This is a genomic window from Sphingobacterium sp. lm-10 (assembly GCF_023554555.1).
In the GTDB taxonomy this organism is placed as follows: domain Bacteria; phylum Bacteroidota; class Bacteroidia; order Sphingobacteriales; family Sphingobacteriaceae; genus Sphingobacterium.
In genome coordinates this window covers 938,220-958,168 of the sequence record NZ_JAMJWC010000001.1, presented here as the reverse complement: position 1 = coordinate 958,168, position 19,949 = coordinate 938,220, and the positions used below count along the sequence as shown (strand labels likewise).

Sequence of the window (19,949 nt, the reverse complement as noted above, 5' to 3'; positions counted from 1 at the left end):
ATGATTAACCCGATAGAACGCATTACTCAAAACCGCATTATTCAGCTTTTTCAAAAAGAGTTGGGTTACACCTATTATGGTAATTGGGAGAAACGCGAACATAACAGCAACGTAGAAGGAGCTATTTTAAAGCAAAATTTGCTGAAACGTGGTTACTCCGAAGTATTGGCGGACAAAGCTGTGAAGGAAATTTATGATCTAGCAAATACGAACGCTGGTAATTTATACGACCGCAACAAAGCTATGTATGCCCTTCTTCGCTATGGTGTAAAAGCTAGACCGGATTTGGGCGAGCAGTTTGATACGATTTTCCCTATAGATTGGCAAAATTTCGCTAATAATGAGTTTGGTGTTGCGGAAGAAGTTACACTTAGTAAAGGGGAAAATAACCGTCGCCCAGATGTAGTGCTGTACATCAACGGTATTGCCGTTGGCGTTTTGGAGCTGAAGCGAGGAACAACCGATATTTCCGAAAGTATTAACCAATCCATCTCCAATCAAAAGGTATTGTTCAACGAGTGGTTTTATACCACGGTGCAATTGCTGATGGCTGGAAACAATACCCAAGGCCTGAAGTATGGAACGATAGAAACACAAGCAAAATATTACCTCGCTTGGAAAGAAGATGAGGAAGAGAACGAGGACTATAAGCTGGACAAATACGTAAAGAAGCTTTGCCAAAAGGAGCGTTTGATCGATTTGATTTACAATTGGGTTGTTTTTGATGCAGGTGTTAAGAAATTTCCACGTCCGCATCAGTATTTTGCCTTAAAAGAAGCGCAGGAATTTGTTCGCAAAAAGGAAGGCGGTATCATCTGGCATACACAGGGTTCTGGAAAATCCTTGATGATGGTGATGTTGGGTAAATGGATATTGGAAAATGTAGCCAACTCCAGAATTGTTATTCTCACAGATCGCACCGAGCTTGACGATCAGATAGAGCGCGTATTCAAAGACGTCGGTGAAACCGATGTAGCGAAAACACGATCGGGAAAAGAATTGATGCAATTTCTTACGTCATCTCGACCAAGACTGGTCTGCTCGTTGATTCATAAATTTGGAAACAAGACAGATATCGATTTTGATGTCTTCATCAAGGATTTAGAGAACAATCCGGTACAGACGCAAGGTGAGATCTTTGTGTTTATCGATGAATGTCATCGTACGCAAAGTGGCAAGTTGAACCAAGTAATGAAAGCGGTGTTACATAACGCCGTGTTTATAGGGTTTACAGGTACGCCTTTGTTAAAAGCAGATAAGAAAACGACGATGGACGTTTTCGGTCGATACATTCACACCTACAAGTTCAACGAAGCGGTAGAGGATGGTGTGGTGAAAGATTTGATGTACGAAGGACGAGCGATAGAGCAAAACCTGACTTCGCAAACCAAAGTCGATCAATGGTTTGAAGCCAAGACTGCGGCGCTGAATGATTTCCAAAAGAATGAGTTGAAGAAGAAATGGGGCACGATGCAAAATGTACTGAGTTCCAAGAGCAGAATGGAGAAAATTGTCACGGATATTGTGGTCGATTTTTCGGTAAAACCACGCTTAAAATCCCAAAACGGTAATGCAATACTGGTCGCATCCAGCATCTATGAAGCCGCAAAATATTATAGTTTATTTCTGCATACGGAGCTCAAAAATAGATGTGCCATCATCACTTCGTATAATCCTAATGCCAGCGATGTTTCCTTGGAAGATACTGGTGCAGATAGCGAAACGGATAAGCAATTTGTCTATAAAATATACACGGATCTGCTGAAAGAGGTGAGCGTAAAAGGGAATAAATCCAAAACAGAAACCTACGAGGCAGACGCTAAAGAACGTTTCCGTAAAGAACCAGCACGAATGAAGCTGTTGATTGTGGTTTCTAAGCTCTTGACTGGTTTTGACGCGCCACCGTGTACCTACATCTACATAGATAAGCGGATGCAGGATCATACCTTGTTTCAGGCGATTTGTCGTGTTAACCGCTTGGACACCGATGACAAAGATTATGGTTACATTATCGATTATATGGAGCTATTTGGTAACGTTACCGATGCGATCAATGTCTATACTTCGGAGCTAGATAGCGAGGGTTTTACTAAAGAAGAGGTTTCTATTCAGCTAAAAGATCGGTTAAAAATTGCCAAGGATCGACTGTTTACGGCTTTGGAAACGGTGGAAAGCATTTGCGAAAATGTGGCATCGCCAAAGAATGATTTGGCATACATCCGTTATTTCTGTGGCAATACCGAAAATCCGGAGGATTTGAAAGCCACCGAGTATAAAAGGATGGCTTTATACAAAGGTATTGTCGAGTACATACGAGCCTATGCTAATATTAAAGCTGACTTTACCGTCGCGGAATTTACTGATGCAGAAGTCAAAAGATTTAATACGAAGCTGGACGAATACCTAAACCTCCGAGAGATAATCCGTATTGCTTCTAGCGAAACAATAGACCTAAAAGCTTTCGAAGCCGATATGCGTTTTCTGATAGATACCTATATCAAAGCGGAAGAGTCAGCAGTGATTTCTCCGTTTGAGAATATATCGCTGTTGGATTTGCTGGAAACCAATATGGACCAAGCGATAGATCGTTTGCCCAAAGAGATCAAGGCTAACCGAGAGGCTGTAGCAGAGTTGATAGAAAATAATGTCCGCAGTAAAATCGTCGAAGAACATCTATTGGATCCAAAGTATTTTGACCACATGTCTGTATTGCTTCAAGAGTTGATTGAAAAAAGAAAGCAAGAGACCGTTAGCTATCAGGATTATCTGAAAGAGATGGCGGAACTGATACGACATGTCAATCAAGGAAAACAAGATGATATACCGAAATCTTTAAATACCAAAGGCAAGGTGGCACTCTACCACACGCTGGATGGCGATGAGCGATTGGCTTTGGCTTTGGAAGAGAAGGTGCAGTATGCCAAGCAGGAAGGATTTAGAGAAAATCTCGCTAAGCAGAAATTGGTAAAAAAAGCAATTTTTGATGTTCTAGACGATGTAAGTCGAGTGGAAGAAATCTATAAAATTATAGATGCCCATAAAGATGAATATTAATGCGGGCTGAAATTTTACATATCGATTCTGTAGAGATAGAAGTAACATTCAAAGCTATCAAAAATCTACACCTTAGTGTGCATCCGCCTATGGGAAGAGTAACGATAGCATCACCAGACTTTTATGATTTGGAGAAGGTGAAAATCTATGCCGCTACCAAATTAGGTTGGATAAAACGGGAACAGAGAAAAATAAGAAGTCAAGAGCGAGAAGAGCCTAAGCTGATGATCACACAGGAAAGTCATCAATTTTTAGGGAAGCGTTATTTGTTAAAAGTTGTAGAAGCCAAGCGACCGAAGTTGGTGCTGAAACATCTGGTAATTGAACTGTATGCTTTGCCTGGTGCTAGTTTAGAACAAAAGCAAAAGACGCTTTACAATTGGTACAAAAGAGAACTTGACGCAAAGATCGGAACTTTGATTTTTAATTACTCAAGGCAAATGAATCTAACCGATGTCCATTTTGGTATTAGAAGGATGAAAACTAAGTGGGGCAGCTGCAATATAGAAAAACGGATGCTTTTGTTTAATATAGAATTGGCAAAAAAGCCGGTTGATTGTATAGAGTACATCGTCGTTCATGAACTTGTACATCTTCTAGAAAGAAATCACAATAAAAACTTTATTATTTTGATGGACAGATTCTTACCCAATTGGCGTTTGCAAAAGAAAATTCTGAATGAGCTACCCATCGGTCTGTAGTGGGCTGCATTCTTTTAACAAATCTAATATCACGATGAATTTAAGAACAGTAATAGAAAAGCTCCAGCATGAACGACAGATTTTTCATTCAGAAGATGATTTAAAATTTGCACTAGCAGTTTGTATAAAAGAACTGTATGCAACACTGGAACTCCGCTTGGAGGTGCCGCTCAATATTGTAATGAAATCTATTAATAGTGGTGAACAGTCTTTTCGCGCTATAGTGGATATAGTTGTTCTAGATTATGAAAATAGAAAGGCTTATCCAATAGAAATAAAGTACAAAACAAAATGTCTCCACACCAGCTATGATAATGAAAACTACGAGCTACGAAATCATGGAGCTTTGGACGTCGGTAGGTACAGTTTTCGAAAAGATATTTACCGATTGGAAAATGTAGAATCAAAGGATTTTGATATAGAGAAAGGTTACCTTTTGATCTTAACCAACGACAAAAGCTATGTAAATGACAATACAAATCAAAAAAGAAACGTGGATCGTCATTTTTCTTTCCATGATGGAGCTGAAATTAGTCGAGAATATTTAGGGTGGAACTACGAACATACAGATCCTACTAAATACTACACGGATTTAACTATTCCTTTAGCGCCTCCGCTTCGCAGACATTGGACTTTGTCGAAGGAGCTGAGTTATAAACTGGACCTAAAAAAGAATTATCAAATTTTTTGGAGAAATTATTCCACGATTTCTGGTGGTAATAAAAATGCGAATGAATTTTATTATTGTTTAATTGAGGTAGAGCGATAGGTCGGTAGAAACTGATTCATGCTCGATTTATATTTTTTTGTTTTCTCTAGATTTTTATATTTTCGAAAGCTTACTCTATAATTTTCAAAATAGAGACAGGTAAGTTTTTGCTTATTTTTTCTTGCCCGCGTTTCCGCGAAAGGGGGACTGCTACTTCTGGGTTGAAGCTGATAAATTATAAAATTGAATCATTGTGGTATATTTGCTTATTAGGTTATTATCCAATCTTTTTACAAAACTTTATCGAGAAAAATGGGAAATAGAGCAACTTCTGTAGATGAACAGATAGACCTTCTGAAATGCAGAGGGATGCGAATCGACGATGAAGAAAAGGCGAAAGAACATTTGCTGGATATTGGCTACTACCGCTTAGGGTTTTATTGGCACTATTTACAGGTAGATGGAACTCATGATTTTATCCCAGGCGTGTGTTTAGAAGATGTGATCCGTTTTTACTATTTCGATGTTGACCTTCGCAATCTCTTGGGTAAATACTTGTATCGCATAGAGGTGCATTTTCGGACTCAGATTGTCTATCACGTTTCTAATCACTACCAAGATTCGCCTACTTGGTTTAATGATGCTAGAGTTGTTCGTAATGATATCATTAGCAAGCTTCCTATCATTTACAACGACAAGTTTAAAATTAACAATAAACCCATTAGAGATCATCATGCCAAGTATATTAACGATATCTATGCGCCAGCTTGGAAAACGCTAGAGTTTTTTACGTTTGGACAAATGTTTAGGTTGTTCAAAAGTTTGAAAGAGGATAGCGTGAAAAAAGAGATTGCTTCGGTTTATGAAATTCGAGACATAGAGGTCTTGAAGAATCATATACTGGCATTAATTAATATCAGAAATATTTGTAGCCACAGTGGTGTTTTGTTTGATTACAATCAACCCGTGGGGATTAAAAGGATTCCAGATCGACGCTATCGACTTAAAACTAGGAATCAAACGAATTTGAATGCGTCTATACGCTTAATATTGTTTGTTCTGAGCAAGGTTTCTGAAAATAGGGGTGATGAGCTACTTGAGTCATTAAAGGTTTTGATTGATGGTGTTCGTGGGCATGTCGTGATAGAAAAGATCATTAATGAGCATATCGCTTTTGATATCTCCGAGATAAATTAGTACCTTTGCAGTGTAGTTAGTGCCCCGCCACACCTTGAGCTGTGGTGCAGCACTTTAAAACAAGAGAATTTAAACCCGGAGCATTTTGCTTCGGGTTTTCTTTTTTTATTAGTATTTCCTTTACGCATAATTGACTTTATTTCCGTTTGTCGGATACTTTTTTGTTTAATCCGGGACGGGGTGGTATTTGACTTGAATTATTTTGTTTGAATGTAGCTAGCTAGGGTAAGACTACATAGACATATATCTGGATATTCAAATATCAGGATTTAAGTATATCTGGTTTCAAAGGCAATATCGCCAGATATAAGCTGTTGGTTATCGTACTTCTATTTCAGTCTAAGTAAAAACTTCTTATCAAACAGCATTTTACTCCATGCAAATAGCTTTATATATCATGTTGGCCTATCAAATCAGTCATTAAAAAAATGAACTTCTTAGATTTGGAGTATGCAGATTAGATATTTCAAATGCAGAAGACCTTTCCAGATGAACATTCATCCCTTTGAACTAGGCAATGTTTTGGGCATGAAAAAAGGATACGAGGACAATCATTTTCTACTGAAAATGTATAGCATTGACCACTCTTATTTTAATAGTTTTTATAGCTTTCATCTGGAATACTTTCTAAACCACAATCCTTCTCAGCGAGAGAAAGCATTCTTTGCGCACGTCTGGTCTATTGTTAGCGCTCGAATAATCTTCTTTGAAACAAGAGATCCATTCTCAAGGAAACATCCGCGTTATGTCTCCAATATTCAAAAGCTGGAAGAGTTCAGAAACTTTCTGTCTAACTACGATCATGATAACATGCTTCCACAAGAAATATTGATCAAGAAGAAGGATGCGCTTATCACTGAACTTCAAAGCAAGCTTGACGAGCGGGATAAAAGATTAAAAACACTAGAGCAGTACGAAGTGTCGCTTAAGATTATGATTCAGGATAATCATTTGCCAACATTTATAGATCTGATTCACCAGATTAAGGAATTAACTTTACCGGGGTCTGGTCGAAAACTTTTGAAATCAGATTATGATAGTCCCTACTATAAGCTTATTTCAAAATACTTTTCGCACCAAGGTAAAGATATTCCGGTCAATACAGCGCGGAACTATTTTGTTCAAAAGTCTGCAAAAGATGCTACTAAAGGCTCTAAAATACCAGATGATAAGAAGTTGTTCTCAATTACTGCAAAGAATGGTAAAGGATTGATTTGATCTTTATCCATTTGGTGACCATGCGTCTCAATTGGTCATGCACTTAATTATAGTATTCGCGAGTTTTGTAAGCAACGTACAGGAAAGTCCTGTAGCAATTAAACGCTTAATTATTTAACTCATTATGCAAGTGAACATCTTGACTAAAGAAGACCTAAACCAATTTAAGACCGAACTTATTGCGGAGATTAAACTCCTACTTTCCAGTGGTGACCACGCTGTTTCAAATAAACCACGTTGGTTGAGGAGTTCGGAAGTTAGAAAACTTATGAGCATTTCACCAGGAACACTACAAAACCTTCGAATCAACGGTGTTTTGCCTTATCGGAAAGTTGGTGGGATTATGTTCTACGCCATGGAAGATATTCAGAAGATGATGGAAGGAGGGAAATATAATGGCTAGTCAAATTTCAAACCATGTAAATATTTTGAAGCGGATTTGCAGAGCCGTTGCAGATAACGAATGTTTATTACATACACATGTAGCGCTTGTTTTAGCCTTGCTTTATTTTCAAGACACAGTTGAGCCGCTAAAAGCCTTTTCCTCCAGTCGAGCTAGGCTGATGCGGCACGCACGTATTAAGGCAGTTGCTACATACCACAAATGTTTGTCAGATTTGGTGAAAGCTGGTTATATTGAGTATACTCCTTCTTGGCATCCAAAGCAAGCCAGTCAATTCCGCTTTCTATTGGAGAAGTTTTAATCTGAGCTTATAGAATAGGACAACACTAATTTTTGCTGGGAGACCTTAGAAAAAGTGAGTTGCGAACTTTTTATTACCCCCATGATTGCTTCCGAGATGAAATCTCGGAAGCAATCATGGCAAGTTCGTTTTTGTATGGCAGGTTTGACGCAGGAAAGCTGTACGTACAAAGACACAACTTGCAAGTACCTTAACAAAAAATCCTGCGTATACCAGAATCGTTATTTTTGAAGTTGCAGGGCATGTTCGCAGATTAAAAATATTTTCCGATATACTGTACTTAAATTATAGGCCATCGAAGTCTTTATTAAAAAAATCGTTCAGTGACATATCTATCTTTTCGAGAATATTAATTAAAGAACTTATTCTCAAATCTTCTGAACCGGCTTCGTATTTTCCGTATTGCGATCGGTTAAGTTCATATTTATATGCAAAATCATCTGAATTAGAAAATCCCAGCTCTTTGCGAACTTGCCTTAGTCTTAACCCAATTTTTTTTACCTCCTTGGGCAGGTCTTTCGATACTTTTTTACTCATGCTTTGTCCTAAAGCATAAATCTCAACAGAATCAGATTTATTTATTACTCTTAATTAAGAGTATATTAATTTGGAGAATTTTCTATTGTTTATTATATTTGTATGTCGCAGGTCGAATTTGCGACACGCAATAAATAATTAAATGTCCAAGGCACTTGGAAATCGGCACTTGCGCTGAAAATGTAGGAACCTTTCTGAACAGCAAGTTGCAAGAGTTCGGTGCCCATTACATATCTTTGTAAAAAAAGACATGGTGGGCCCTCTCTTGTATGTTGTTCAGCTTTCCTACAAGCTTCAGCGCATATATAGAGAGGTATCCCATCACCAGTTTTAATGGGAATATATCTTCTGCTCCAGATTTTCGTGTAACAGCAGAAATAGATATGATACCTTCAAAAAAACAACTCTTCAAAAATATAATACGCTCCCCAAGTTAATATCATTGTCTGCTGGAAACTTGATCGATTCCTGCTGCTACTTGAGATTTCTATCTCGCATGTATTAAACAATTGATATTTGCGATAGCCTAACCTTTACTTTACTTAATCCCAAAAAATTATGACATTTTCCAATGCCTTGGCCGCGCTTTGGCCTAAATCAAAATACATTTATAGAGCTTTTGCACGGCTAGCTATAACAGTAATTCTAAGTTCATACGTGTTTGTTAATAGTGCTTTTGCCCAGTCTCGCCAGAATGGCGGGGCTGGAGTAAAAGTGCAGCAGTCCATGGGGCTTACTATAGGAGAGAAAGTACCTCAAGATTTTTGGACACGTGAGCATATTTTCTACAATGAAGGTGATACTGTGCGAGGCACGCTAGAACAGTTCAAGGGTAAGCTTGTGGTGCTGGACTTCTGGGCTACTTGGTGTGGCGCTTGTCGGAAGAATTTTTCCAATCTCGAATCCCTGCAAAGGGATTACCCGGATGATCTTGCTTTTGTGCTGGTAAATCCTGCCAAATACAGAGATAGCTATGAAAAGGTTAACAATTGTTATAATAATATGCTCTCCCAGACTGGCGGCACCACCCTTTCATCGATCATCTTAGATGAGCAGCTTGTCGCTCAGTTTCCCCACTACCTGATTCCTCATTACGTGTGGATCTCCAAAAATGGATTTATAAAAGCTTTCACCGGTTCGGGCTGGACTCTGCGCGAAGCCATAGAGTTCCAAATTAACCAAGAGGGTCTTTAAGTAAAACGAATGATGAAATATATAGTTTATCTAACAATTTTACTTGCTGGTTTGTGCTATGGCGCGCAAGCTCAGCAGCTGCGCGGCCGGATCATCTCTTCCTCCGATCGCCAGCCTATTCGTGGAGCCACCATTACCCAGCAGGGTGTCAGTAACTCGGCAGTATCGGATCTACGAGGCCGCTTTGTACTCGGCGTGCATCCTTCAGCCCAGCGGCGTTTTACCATCCAGCACCAATCTTACACAAGTTTTACGACGGCAGTTATTTCTGATCAGACCGATACGCTTACTATTGTGCTTGATGAGCGCCAGCGCGCAGTGGATTCGGTAACGATAGTCTCCACTGGCTACCAGCAGCTGCCGCGCGAACGGGCTACGGGATCGTTTTCAAGTATTGATCGGCAATTATTCAATCAGCAGGTAGGGCCTGATATCACATCCCGTCTGCCAGCCATCGCAAATAGTGTCACTACCGATAATAGCTTAGCTATCCCGCAGCTCATGGTGCGAGGTCTCAGTACCATCCAAGGTCCACGAAGCCCACTCATTGTAATTGACAACTTCCCTTATGAAGGAGATATTAATAATATCAATCCCAATATCGTAGAAAACATAACGATACTTAAAGATGCTGCGGCATCCAGCATTTGGGGTGCTAGAGCTGCCAATGGGGTGATTGTCATCACCACTAAAAAAGGATCATTCGACCGGCCAATCACCCTTGAGTTTAATAGCCATGTAACGATCACCGATAAGCCAGATCTGGGCTACATTCGTCAGATGTCTAGTGCAGATTATATTGATATGGAAGTCGAGCTATTTGATAGCGGGTTTTACAATAGCAGAATCAGCTCACCATCGCGCTTAGTGCTTTCCCCTGTGGTAGATATGCTGGAAAGAGTACGCAATGGATCGATGGATGGCGGGCAAGCTCAAGCAGAGATCCAGCGGCTAAGGGCAGTGGATTCGCGCGATCACTTTGACCGCTATATGTATGACAAAGGTGTTAACCAGCAGTACTATCTGGGAGCGCAGGGCGGCTCGCAGAAATTCTCGTGGTCATCGGCGGCAGGATATGATCGGAACTTTGATCATCTGGGGGCAAGGTTTCACCGTCTCAATCTACGCTTTGAAAATACCTATCAACCTACGGATGCACTCTCGCTGCGCACCAGTATATATTATACCGAGTCTGGCGATCGATCGGGTAGATTAGGCTATGGTGATATTGCCATGAATGCATCTAGCAGCGTACCTTATATGGAACTGGCTGATGAGCAGGGTAGGGCAAAGCCTGTGTTTACCAATCTGAATAATACCTATATCAACTCTATAGGACAGGGACTACTACAAGACTGGAACTATTATCCGCTAAATGACTGGAAGCATCATGTTTCTCGCTCGCGCTCCTCAAGCATGCTAGCTACTGCGGGGCTGGAATACAAAATAATGGAAGGTCTTCGCGCTTCGGTAAATTATCAATACGAGCGGCAGCATGATGGGACAAACCGCCTAGCTGATCGGGATAGCTACTCAGCGCGGGACTATGTGAACCGTTTTACCCAGATTTCTGGTGGCGCGGCCAGTTATGCTGTTCCACGCGGAGGTATTATGGATATTGGCTCGGGCATGCTGCGCTCTAACAGTATTCGTGGACAACTTTCTTTTGATCGGACTTTTGCCCAGGATCACCATATTACCGCAATTGCTGGTAGTGAAATCCGCATGAACGTGCGTGAATCCGACCAGCATCGCCTGTACGGCTATGATCAGGATAACATGAGTATAGGGGTAGTGGATTACTCGCGTAGCCATCCGCAGTTTATCTCAGGCAATAGTTTTATTCTAAACAACCAGTTTATCTCAGCCACGGATACGCGTTTTGTATCGCAGTTTGGTAATGCGGCCTATACCTATAGGAACAGGTACGCACTTTCAGCCAGCACGCGCCGGGATGCCAGTAACCTGTTTGGACTGGCTACCAATGATCAGTGGAATCCTTTCTGGTCGGTGGGGATGGCGTGGAAAGTATCGCAGGAAAAGTTCTTTACAACCGATCTATTGAGCTACGTGAACTTGCGGGCAACCTATGGCTTCAGCGGCAATATAGATCCGGCCATGGTAGCAGTCAATACAATCAGTTACCTGCCGACAAATTCCGTATTCACCGGTAGGCCTGCTGCCCGAATTAGTAACTATTATAATCCATCGCTACGCTGGGAAACCTCGCGCATGCTGAACGTTGCTTTAGACGTTCGCAGCAGGAACAATCGAATCAGTGCCAGCGTAGAATATTTCAGAAAGAATGGAATAGACCTTTTTGGCTCTGCGCCTACAGACTATACCACCGGTATTCCGCCCTCCACGCTTCGTAATGTGGCAAGCATGTCAGGGGACGGGATAGATATAGAACTAAAAACAGATAATATACAATCGGGTACTTTTGGGTGGTCGAGCATTTTAAACTACAGCTTCTTTAAAGACCAAATAGAAGAGTATCTAGTAAATCGTACGCTGGCCAGCCAGTTTGTTAATCCCACATCAGTGCCAATTTCAGGTATCCCGGGACGTCCGGTCTATTCCGTGTTTGCCTATCCATGGGGTGGTCTTGATCCTAGCAGTGGCGATCCGCAGGGTATTCTGGATGGCGAGCTCAGTACGGATTACCGAAACCTGATCGGTGCGGGCACTACGCTGGAAGAATTGGAGTTTTTTGGATCATCGATCCCGACCCATTTTGGATCTTTTATTAACTCGTTTGGTTATAAAGGATTTAGCTTGCAGGTAGGGATTTCCTACAAGCTGGGCTATTTTATGCGCAGAGGATCGATACATTACACGAACTTACTGAACAGCTGGCGCGGGCATAGCGACTATGGTGATCGCTGGCAGCAGCCGGGCGATGAGCTGATCACTGATGTGCCTTCGAATACGTATGTGGCGAACTCGCAACGGGATAATTTCTATGCCGGATCTAGCGTGCTGGTGGATAAAGCGGATCACATCCGTTTGCAGTATATCAATCTAGGCTATGCCTTACCAATCAGGATAAATGCCCAGACCCAGCGCATCCAGATCTATGTTAATGCGAATAATCTGGGACTACTTTGGCGCGCAAATAAACAGGGCATTGATCCGGATTTTAATAATAACACAGGCACTAGACTTGTTCGACCTGCAGGATATACGATAGGGCTGCGAACAAACTTTTAAAATGACTTTTTATGAAACAGTATACGGATATACATAGTTCTTTGACTAAGACCATCAGCGCGATAAAAACGGGTTTAACTCGCAGGAATGCTACTTCTGCTAGCTCAAATATGTTTATACTGCTAGGCATACTGATAGTAGCCACTACTATGACGGGATGTAGTGACTTCCTCTCCCAGAAAGCCGACGGCCGTTTAGCGGTGCCTACCAAGGTGGTAGACTTTCAAGCCATGCTGGATAACTTCGGTACGGTGAACAATAATTTTGTTTCGGCAGGAGAGGTAAGTGCGGATGACTTTTATTTGCGGGATGCAGATCTTCGGGGCTTATCGTATGAAAGTGATCGCAGGCTGTATACCTGGCAAGCGGACTTTGTGGCTAGACCGCAAAGCACGGCAGGGGATGAGTGGTATAATTGCTATACCGCTGTCAATATTTGCAATCTCGTTTTAAAAGGATTAGAGGATAATAACTTGTCTGGCTCAGAGGTCGATCTGGTACGCGGACATGCTTTATTCATGCGGGCGGCGAGGTTTTTGGATGCGGTACAGACTTGGTGTGTAGCTTATACGCCAGCAACCGCAGAGAGGGCTTTGGGTATTGTATTAAAGGTTAATCCTGATCCTGATGAGCGCTCCGTCCGAGCTAGTTTGGCCGCGAGCTACGCGCAGATCATTACGGACTTGGAGTCTGCTTATGCCTTGCTGCCTGAGCTGCAGCCCGGAAAAACCGCACCAACGCGTCTAGTTGCTGCGGCTATGTTAGCACGAGTCTATCTTTATATGGGAGATTATGCGCAGGCGGATCGTTACTTGCAAACTATAGCGAATTCGGAGCTTCCATTGCTAGACTTTAATGCGCTCAATCCAGCTACGCTGTATCCAATTCCTACGGTGACTGATAGCAGTATAGAGCTCCTGTTTTGGAGTAATGCGATGCTGGCAGCGCCGCTGAATGGGAATATTGCCCGCATAGCGCCCGATCTTATCGCACGGTATGAACCAGGTGATCTGCGCAAGCAAATCTACTTCCGCCAGCATGCAGATGAAACGTATTTCTTTCGGGGAAGTCATGTTGGACAGATGACTCTTACTCCCGGGATGAGCAGTAGTGAGGTGTTACTGATGAAAGCCGAATGCTCTGCCCAACTAAATAACCTGCCTGCGGCGCAGCAGGCACTGAATCACTTACTGGTTACTCGTTACGAATCTGGAAAGTTTCAGCCATATAGTTTTTCTAGCAGCGCAGATGCCTTAGAGGTCATTCGCAGGGAGCGTAGAAAAGAGTTGGTAATGCGCGGACTTCGCTGGGCGGATATCAAGCGATACAATCGCGACGGTGCAGCACTTGTTTTAGAGCGGAATACCGAGGAGGAGTTATACAGACTGCAACCCGGCGATCCGCGGTATGCGATTGCAATCCCAGAGGAAGTCATTACTCTTTCGGGTATTCAGCAGAATCCAAGATAATAGCCGCCCTAACATCAGATGCAATATGTTATTTCTCGATAAGCAAAACGTGATCGATTTCTATCTAGACTCTGGACAGATTTCTGGGAAGTTGGAAAGTGCCAAGAAAGAATTGTTAAGGCAGGTGTTCTACTTAGCTTTAGATGTGCCTGATCAGGATTTCTTATTGCATGTAAGCAGCCTTATTGCCGAGTGCACGCTTGAAATGGAGGAGCATGGGGATTTTGAAACGTTGCTAGCTAAAGTAGGAGCACAGGCGATAGCACCTAATATTGACATTTAGACGGAAGATGCTAGTGGCAAAGTTCGCTATATGCGATTTTATAAAGTCGACATGTTGACGCAGCTTATCTGGGCTGTTCTCAGTGAACCGACCTTGGGTAGTCGGGATTCTAAATATAGAGATCTCCGTAAAGAGCAGGCAAATTAATTGATAATACAGTAACAGGCCGAAGCATATACGCTTCGGCCTGTAAAATTAAAAACATGAATCAGTCTTTACGGACGTTTAGATGATGGGTTTATATCAAGTACCGCTTCGTTATCCATTCCACTAAGGTAAGTCGCCAGTTCGTCCAAATTATTGGCCTCTACAGTTATCTCACAAGGTTTCTGTCCAACTGTACCGCAAGCATTGGATGTACCTTCTCTCCAATTGTCAATTTCTGAGAATTGGCCAGGGTCTTCGCTATCGCCTACGAAGTGAAAGGTGTTTTGTAATTTATTAGTGCCCACGGACTGCTTATTCATCACTGCGGTAAATGCAAACGTTCCGATTGCAATTAGCGCCAATATTAATGTGAAGAGTGATGTCTTCACTGCAAATGTATTTTTCATGGTTGTAAAATTTTGAGGGTTTGTTAATTACCTTAGCAGATATTTGCCCGCCAAGGCGTTTGATCTTTTTGTGCTGTGGTGGCCTACTCATCTATAGTATTCAGCGAGTAGACCTTTAGCCGGAAGAGAGCAAATTTCATCTTGAACCTTTTCATATCACATATCTTTATTAATTCTATAATTTCAGTTGCATTAACACTGCTGTTAAATGTTGATAGTCAAAATTATAGATGTTAAAATACGTGAGTTGCACATCAGATGTGCAATTTTTAGCTATTTAAGCTTTTTAGGAAAAGATATTGGCATTCTTGAAGGGTTCGTTTAAATATACCCAAATAATCTGCTTGTTCCTGCTGAGTCATTACCGACTGAATACTGAAAAGCTGCTCGCGGAAAAGTCTATACCTATCAAGTGGTGATTTTAATAGCAAAATGGAGATATGACTTCTATGCTGTCTTATTTCTCTACTAGCGAGCACATCAAATAGAATGTCAATTACTGGATCACGGTTTTTAAGTTTTTTTACACGTTCGTATGCTATGCGTAGAACTAAACTTGACCGAAGTGCTACGATACTGCCTGTTCTTGGCGTATTGGTATAAAGGTGATTGGTTGATTTTAAGGAGTTGTATGCTAAAGCGACACTTTCGATTTTTCTTTTTTTAATAGAAGGATCAATGGATACGAATGCGATCATTCCTTGGCAAACGAAATATAAGTTTCTCTGTGGGGAAGAATAGTTGTATAGAAGTTCGCCGCGATTGACCTGTATTGGGTGCAGGTTGTCTCGAGCCCATTGCTTATGGTATCTGTCCATTTGAGCATACTCTGACCAGAATTTAAAAAAGATATGTAAGGCTTTGATGTCTTTCTTCATGGGGTAGATGTGTTGTCTAATAATCCGCTAATACAAGGTTAAAAAACAATGTAAAACTGATATTCAAAGCTAAGTAACCTTTGTAAAAAATGGGTTTGGTATGGACATAATGCCATTTGGTAGGAGCGTAATGCTATTTGCCTAGCGCAAAATACTATTTGATCCTACGAACTTGAACAAAATTGAAGGTAAAATTTCAATTGAAAAGTTGAAATTCACTCCTGAAATCATGAATTTAATAGGTGGATTTTTAAATGGGAGGGAGGGTCAGTTTTGGTTTAAACATTTACTGAACTTGGAAAATGTGTCTCTTTTGGAATGAACACTTCGTACAAAGAAGATGTTTTGATCATGCTTCCAAAGCGAGTAATAGGTAAGCGCAATAGAGGATCGGCAGAGCAATTAGAAACCTTTCCATTACCTCAGAGCAAATAGCGCAGCTGCCAGTAGTAGAATAATCCCCAATACATCAGCCAATCGATGTATTACTTTATAAAGTATTTTTACGTGATCTTTCATATTATACCATTTCAAAACGTTCTGAATAAATCTGTTTCCAATTGATTCCCAAGTTATGTAGGGATATTTCGGTAATGTCCATCAATGGTGTTGGTCCACAGATGAAAAACATATAATTATCGTGCTCCTTTGGGATATAGCGGGCTAGTAATTCCTGAGAAATAAATCCTTCCTCTCCATCCCAATCATCTTCGGGCTCTTCAAGTACATGAATAAGTCGGAGATTCAATGTTTCGCTCAACTCATCCAATTCCTCTCGAAATGTAATATTCTCCCAATCACTATTAGCATAAATCAGCACAATCTCCCTCTCGTCCTTCTGATCACGAAGCGTACGCAACATGCTCATAGCGGGCGTAATACCTATACCGCCCATAATAAAGAACAGATTCGCAGAGGCAGACGGTGTAAATGCGCCGAAGGGTCCTTCCAGATAAGCCGTATCACCTGGCTTCAAATCTTGCCAAGTTGCTGTGAAGTCACCTAAAACTTTTGCCGTTAATTGAATTTGCGGATCTAACGCGCTAGAACACAGTGAAAACGGATGTTGCTGCAGATCAAATGGCGTGTTATTGATGGTTACCCAACAGTACTGACCTGGTACGTAGTTCATCTTTTTGCCGGTGGCCTCAAGTGCTATGGTGTAACAGTCGTTTCTTTCTTCGATCACGTGTACAATCTTGTAGGCATGTTTACGATTTTGGTACGGCCGAATAATTCGCGTATGCACTACGAGATACATACAAATACAGATAATCATAGCTAAAATGATTTTTTTCCACAAGGGATCCATATAGTGAGACACCTGAATAGCGTGAACCAACCCAATAAATACGATGGCTAATGCTAGAAAACCATGAATTAATCGCCAATTTTCATAACTGAGATTCATCGCTTGGCGCCACAAGCTGCTGCCTACGATCGCAAATAGCGAGATCGTAACTATGCTAAGCGAAATTGCACGCATGAAGTTGACTCGTGGATCGAAATAAGATATGTAAGAAAAGTCGGCCAACAACAAGGTGATGGGATGGGCAAGCACAAAAAGGAATGAGATGATGCCTATCTGCTTGTGAAATTGCATTACATTATCACCACTATACACGGCAGCAATCTTTTGAAAACGTCCGGTAAAAATGAATTGTACCGCCATCATGCCCAATCCAATAAACCCAAATGCCACCCCAAGTTCTATCCAAAATTGCCTAACCTGAGGAATGGATCCTGTCAAAGCAAGCAAAAGGGGTAGAAGCGACAAGCCAGCATAAATAAAAAGCCAAAGAAATCCGTTTCGATAAGTATAGTGCATAGGGCTTAGATGATCAGTGCTATGATAAGAACACGATATACTACATAGTGTTTCTTTTTTCTTAAATGACAAAGGATAATGTTACTATTTACGTGTTTACGCGTAAATAGTGCCGACTAATGCCACTTATCACTACAGACAATCCGTCTATATACCCGAATTATAGAAATCATAAACATACGCTAATCCTATCTGTCTTATCAATCATACAGATTATTGGTATTGATTACTATTTAACGAAAGGAAAGATTATGATACCAGAGCACAAAAAAGGTAAACGAGTGGATTGTTCATCATCTACCGAATTTTCTACTGGAGAAGAAGCAAAGCAATTTTTCTTAGTAGCTAAAGAACGTCTTTTAGATATCAACGATTGGAATGAAGTAGCCGTATTACCATCATCCGTATTCCAATTGGCAGACAGCAATGGTGCGCACTTGGAGCGAGAAGCGCAAGAAGGTGATTTGGTCAAAATTGACATTCTAGGACCAGGATTACCCAGCAGCGATGGATATGATTGGGTACGAATTGAGCAAATTTTGGAAGAAACCACATCAAAAAGTCAAAAAGTTTCCATTACACTGAGACCAACAACTGATCCAACACAAACTGAAAAAGATATTGCGCATTTTTTCAAAAACATAGCCACTTCTACTATTTTGTTGGAACAGAAAGATAATGAAGTTTCCGCTCAATATGCGGGAAGAAATGAGTTGATTAATGATGAAAATGAAGGTATAGCAGATACCATTAGAAATGCACTAATCGGACTTGGTGTTAAATTAGGCGGCTCATATCCACAGTGGAAAGCGTTGGTGGCCGGAATAGTTAAAAATTAAGTTGAGCAATTTTATAGTCAGAAAATTAAATACCAGTGTTACTACTTTTTAAACTGAAAAAGAAAGTAGAGCCAATACCTTATTTACTTTCAATAGATATACTACTATCATGTAAACGCAGCAAATCCGACACTAGATATAGACCTATACCAAATCCGGAAATATTTTTCCTATGCAGGTCTTTAATCCTATATAAACGCTGAAATAGCATTTTCTGATCTTTTGCGCTTATACCCAATCCTTGATCTTTGACGCTAACGATGACTTGGTTATCTTTATTTTCACAGCTAATAATGATTTGACCTCCTGAGGGCGAGTACTTAACTGCATTACTAACCAAGTTCGTTAGCACCTGACAAATCTTATCACGATCTGCGATAAGATCGTTTGCAATATCAAACACTTTAAAAAGCCATGCGTTTATTACTTAAGAAACGCAAAGCTTTATTCTTCTCGTATGCCAATAATTGGTTTATTGAATGTACTGTGTTTCCAGGGGCGTTAAAAATTGTAATTGAAGATTACCTAGCGAAATCGGTTCAAATAATTTGTTTAAAATTTAACACAACATGTTATGACAGACACTAAAAACCTTTCAGAAGACCCATCTCAAAAATATCCTAAACCTCCCGTTCCAAAGCAAGATCAACCTGTTCCAGGTGTGGAAGGTAAACTAAATCCAAAAGCCGATCATGGCGAGGATTCGTATAAAGGCAGTGGGAAATTGAAGGGAAAGAAAGCGATTATTACGGGCGGTGATTCAGGTATAGGGCGGGCAGTCGCCATAGCGTTTGCACGAGAAGGTGCAGATGTATTGATTAGTTATCTGGATGATTCAGAGGATGAGGATGCAAATCTGACTGCTGAATATGTGGAAAAAGAGGGGAGGAAGGCAGTCCTTATCAAGGGAGACATCAAGGAAGAGTCACACTGTAAATATATTGTTGAAACTGCGGTGAAGGAGTTTGGCGGATTAGATATTTTGGTGAATAATGCGGCATTCCAGATGGCAAGGGAAAGTATTCAGGATATATCTTCTGAAGAATGGGATAAAACCTTTCGTACAAACATCACGGCCATGTTTTACCTATGTAAAGCCGCTGAACCTCATTTGAAACCAGGAAGCAGTATTATAAATACCACTTCCGTCAATGCGTATTCCCCTAACGAACTGTTATTGCCTTATGCAGCCACAAAGGGTGCAATACAGAACTTTACAGCTAATTTGAGTCAAATTCTGCTGGAAGATGGAAAAGGTATCCGCGTGAATGCAGTGGCACCAGGACCCATCTGGACACCGCTTATCCCTTCAACAATTCCAGCTCACGAGGAGTTTGGGAAAAATACACCTATGGGAAGAGCTGGTCAGCCAGCGGAGGTAGCTCCAGCCTATGTCTTTCTTGCATCAGAAGATGCCAGTTATATCGCAGGTGCGACTATACCAGTAGCGGGCGGAAGAATAACTATTTAAAATTTGATCTCAGTGCAAATTGACTGCGATAATATTCGGTGATAAGACTGTAGAATGAAAAAAACCATTCTACAGTCTTAGATAAATCAGTCAGCTGTCA

Annotated in this window: 17 protein-coding genes; 12 read left to right on the top strand and 5 right to left on the bottom strand. The window is 41.0% G+C overall.

Annotation, left to right across the window (positions count from 1 at the left end; translation table 11 throughout):
• The 6 genes from M8998_RS03780 to M8998_RS03755 all read left to right on the top strand — a co-directional run bounded on the left by M8998_RS03780 (position 1) and on the right by M8998_RS03755 (position 7,282).
• Positions 1-3,054, top strand: coding sequence for a type I restriction endonuclease subunit R (locus tag M8998_RS03780; protein WP_249990755.1), 3,054 nt, complete (start codon positions 1-3; stop codon positions 3,052-3,054).
• On the top strand, positions 3,054-3,755 hold the full coding sequence (locus M8998_RS03775; RefSeq protein ID WP_249990753.1) for a M48 family metallopeptidase: 702 nt from the start codon (positions 3,054-3,056) through the stop codon (positions 3,753-3,755). The genes M8998_RS03780 and M8998_RS03775 overlap by 1 nt, the downstream gene beginning before the upstream one ends.
• Before the next feature lie 34 nt (positions 3,756-3,789).
• A complete protein-coding gene (locus M8998_RS03770) occupies positions 3,790-4,524 on the top strand; it encodes a hypothetical protein (protein WP_249990752.1) in 735 nt (244 codons plus the stop codon).
• Between the two features lie 252 nt (positions 4,525-4,776).
• Positions 4,777-5,661 (top strand): Abi family protein, encoded by an 885-nt coding sequence (locus M8998_RS03765; protein ID WP_249990751.1) that lies wholly within the window; start codon positions 4,777-4,779, stop codon positions 5,659-5,661.
• A gap of 489 nt (positions 5,662-6,150) precedes the next feature.
• Entirely contained in the window at positions 6,151-6,879 is a 729-nt protein-coding gene (locus M8998_RS03760; protein WP_249990749.1) for a hypothetical protein, read from the top strand.
• A 124-nt stretch (positions 6,880-7,003) separates the two neighbouring features.
• Positions 7,004-7,282, top strand: coding sequence for a helix-turn-helix domain-containing protein (locus M8998_RS03755; RefSeq protein WP_249990748.1), 279 nt, complete (start codon positions 7,004-7,006; stop codon positions 7,280-7,282).
• A gap of 586 nt (positions 7,283-7,868) precedes the next feature.
• Here the strand turns inward: M8998_RS03755 and M8998_RS03750 are convergent.
• Positions 7,869-8,120, bottom strand: a complete 252-nt coding sequence (locus M8998_RS03750) for a helix-turn-helix domain-containing protein (RefSeq protein ID WP_249990747.1) — start codon at positions 8,118-8,120, stop codon at positions 7,869-7,871.
• Positions 8,121-8,846: 726 nt separating this feature from the next.
• On the opposite strand from M8998_RS03750, the gene M8998_RS03745 reads away from it, so the two are divergent.
• Genes M8998_RS03745 through M8998_RS03730 form a run of 4 tightly spaced genes read left to right on the top strand, consistent with a single transcriptional unit; the run spans position 8,847 to position 14,279 of the window.
• The gene (locus tag M8998_RS03745; protein WP_249990745.1) at positions 8,847-9,314 is read left to right on the top strand and encodes a TlpA family protein disulfide reductase; all 468 of its coding nucleotides are present in this window, start codon (positions 8,847-8,849) and stop codon (positions 9,312-9,314) included.
• A gap of 9 nt (positions 9,315-9,323) precedes the next feature.
• A complete protein-coding gene (locus M8998_RS03740) occupies positions 9,324-12,527 on the top strand; it encodes a SusC/RagA family TonB-linked outer membrane protein (RefSeq protein ID WP_249990743.1) in 3,204 nt (1,067 codons plus the stop codon).
• A gap of 11 nt (positions 12,528-12,538) precedes the next feature.
• On the top strand, positions 12,539-13,996 hold the full coding sequence (locus M8998_RS03735; protein ID WP_249990741.1) for a RagB/SusD family nutrient uptake outer membrane protein: 1,458 nt from the start codon (positions 12,539-12,541) through the stop codon (positions 13,994-13,996).
• Between the two features lie 25 nt (positions 13,997-14,021).
• Positions 14,022-14,279, top strand: a complete 258-nt coding sequence (locus tag M8998_RS03730) for a hypothetical protein (protein WP_249990739.1) — start codon at positions 14,022-14,024, stop codon at positions 14,277-14,279.
• Between the two features lie 215 nt (positions 14,280-14,494).
• Here M8998_RS03730 and M8998_RS03725 read toward each other — a convergent pair whose 3' ends face one another.
• From M8998_RS03725 to M8998_RS03715, 3 genes are all read right to left on the bottom strand, one after another.
• Positions 14,495-14,833 carry a hypothetical protein gene (locus M8998_RS03725; RefSeq protein ID WP_249990738.1) on the bottom strand — a complete coding sequence of 113 codons (339 nt, stop codon included), beginning with the start codon at positions 14,831-14,833 and terminating at the stop codon, positions 14,495-14,497.
• Between the two features lie 269 nt (positions 14,834-15,102).
• Entirely contained in the window at positions 15,103-15,711 is a 609-nt protein-coding gene (locus M8998_RS03720) for a Crp/Fnr family transcriptional regulator (RefSeq protein ID WP_249990736.1), read from the bottom strand.
• A gap of 520 nt (positions 15,712-16,231) precedes the next feature.
• Positions 16,232-17,539: a ferredoxin reductase family protein gene (locus M8998_RS03715; protein ID WP_249990734.1), complete on the bottom strand. Its 1,308-nt coding sequence runs from the start codon at positions 17,537-17,539 to the stop codon at positions 16,232-16,234.
• A gap of 251 nt (positions 17,540-17,790) precedes the next feature.
• Between M8998_RS03715 and M8998_RS03710 the strand changes: the two genes are divergently transcribed.
• Complete coding sequence (locus M8998_RS03710) at positions 17,791-18,378, top strand: hypothetical protein (protein WP_249990729.1); 588 nt, start codon at positions 17,791-17,793, stop codon at positions 18,376-18,378.
• Between the two features lie 79 nt (positions 18,379-18,457).
• Here M8998_RS03710 and M8998_RS16335 read toward each other — a convergent pair whose 3' ends face one another.
• Positions 18,458-18,781 (bottom strand): sensor histidine kinase, encoded by a 324-nt coding sequence (locus M8998_RS16335; RefSeq protein ID WP_502957353.1) that lies wholly within the window; start codon positions 18,779-18,781, stop codon positions 18,458-18,460.
• A gap of 171 nt (positions 18,782-18,952) precedes the next feature.
• Here M8998_RS16335 and M8998_RS03705 point away from each other — a divergent pair, with 171 nt between their 5' ends.
• Complete coding sequence (locus M8998_RS03705; protein WP_249990728.1) at positions 18,953-19,849, top strand: SDR family oxidoreductase; 897 nt, start codon at positions 18,953-18,955, stop codon at positions 19,847-19,849.
• Positions 19,850-19,949: the final 100 nt, after the last annotated feature.

Coding starts and splice junctions, on each gene's coding strand:
- M8998_RS03715 (WP_249990734.1), bottom strand. CDS start 17,539: ATGCACTATACTTATCGAAACGGATTTCTTTGGCTTTTTATTTATGCT.
- M8998_RS03730 (WP_249990739.1), top strand. CDS start 14,022: ATGTTATTTCTCGATAAGCAAAACGTGATCGATTTCTATCTAGACTCT.
- M8998_RS03710 (WP_249990729.1), top strand. CDS start 17,791: ATGATACCAGAGCACAAAAAAGGTAAACGAGTGGATTGTTCATCATCT.
- M8998_RS03725 (WP_249990738.1), bottom strand. CDS start 14,833: ATGAAAAATACATTTGCAGTGAAGACATCACTCTTCACATTAATATTG.
- M8998_RS03745 (WP_249990745.1), top strand. CDS start 8,847: ATGGGGCTTACTATAGGAGAGAAAGTACCTCAAGATTTTTGGACACGT.
- M8998_RS03780 (WP_249990755.1), top strand. CDS start 1: ATGATTAACCCGATAGAACGCATTACTCAAAACCGCATTATTCAGCTT.
- M8998_RS03720 (WP_249990736.1), bottom strand. CDS start 15,711: ATGAAGAAAGACATCAAAGCCTTACATATCTTTTTTAAATTCTGGTCA.
- M8998_RS03760 (WP_249990749.1), top strand. CDS start 6,151: ATGAACATTCATCCCTTTGAACTAGGCAATGTTTTGGGCATGAAAAAA.
- M8998_RS03735 (WP_249990741.1), top strand. CDS start 12,539: ATGAAACAGTATACGGATATACATAGTTCTTTGACTAAGACCATCAGC.
- M8998_RS03705 (WP_249990728.1), top strand. CDS start 18,953: ATGACAGACACTAAAAACCTTTCAGAAGACCCATCTCAAAAATATCCT.
- M8998_RS03765 (WP_249990751.1), top strand. CDS start 4,777: ATGGGAAATAGAGCAACTTCTGTAGATGAACAGATAGACCTTCTGAAA.
- M8998_RS03770 (WP_249990752.1), top strand. CDS start 3,790: ATGAATTTAAGAACAGTAATAGAAAAGCTCCAGCATGAACGACAGATT.
- M8998_RS03750 (WP_249990747.1), bottom strand. CDS start 8,120: ATGAGTAAAAAAGTATCGAAAGACCTGCCCAAGGAGGTAAAAAAAATT.
- M8998_RS03775 (WP_249990753.1), top strand. CDS start 3,054: ATGCGGGCTGAAATTTTACATATCGATTCTGTAGAGATAGAAGTAACA.
- M8998_RS03740 (WP_249990743.1), top strand. CDS start 9,324: ATGATGAAATATATAGTTTATCTAACAATTTTACTTGCTGGTTTGTGC.
- M8998_RS03755 (WP_249990748.1), top strand. CDS start 7,004: ATGCAAGTGAACATCTTGACTAAAGAAGACCTAAACCAATTTAAGACC.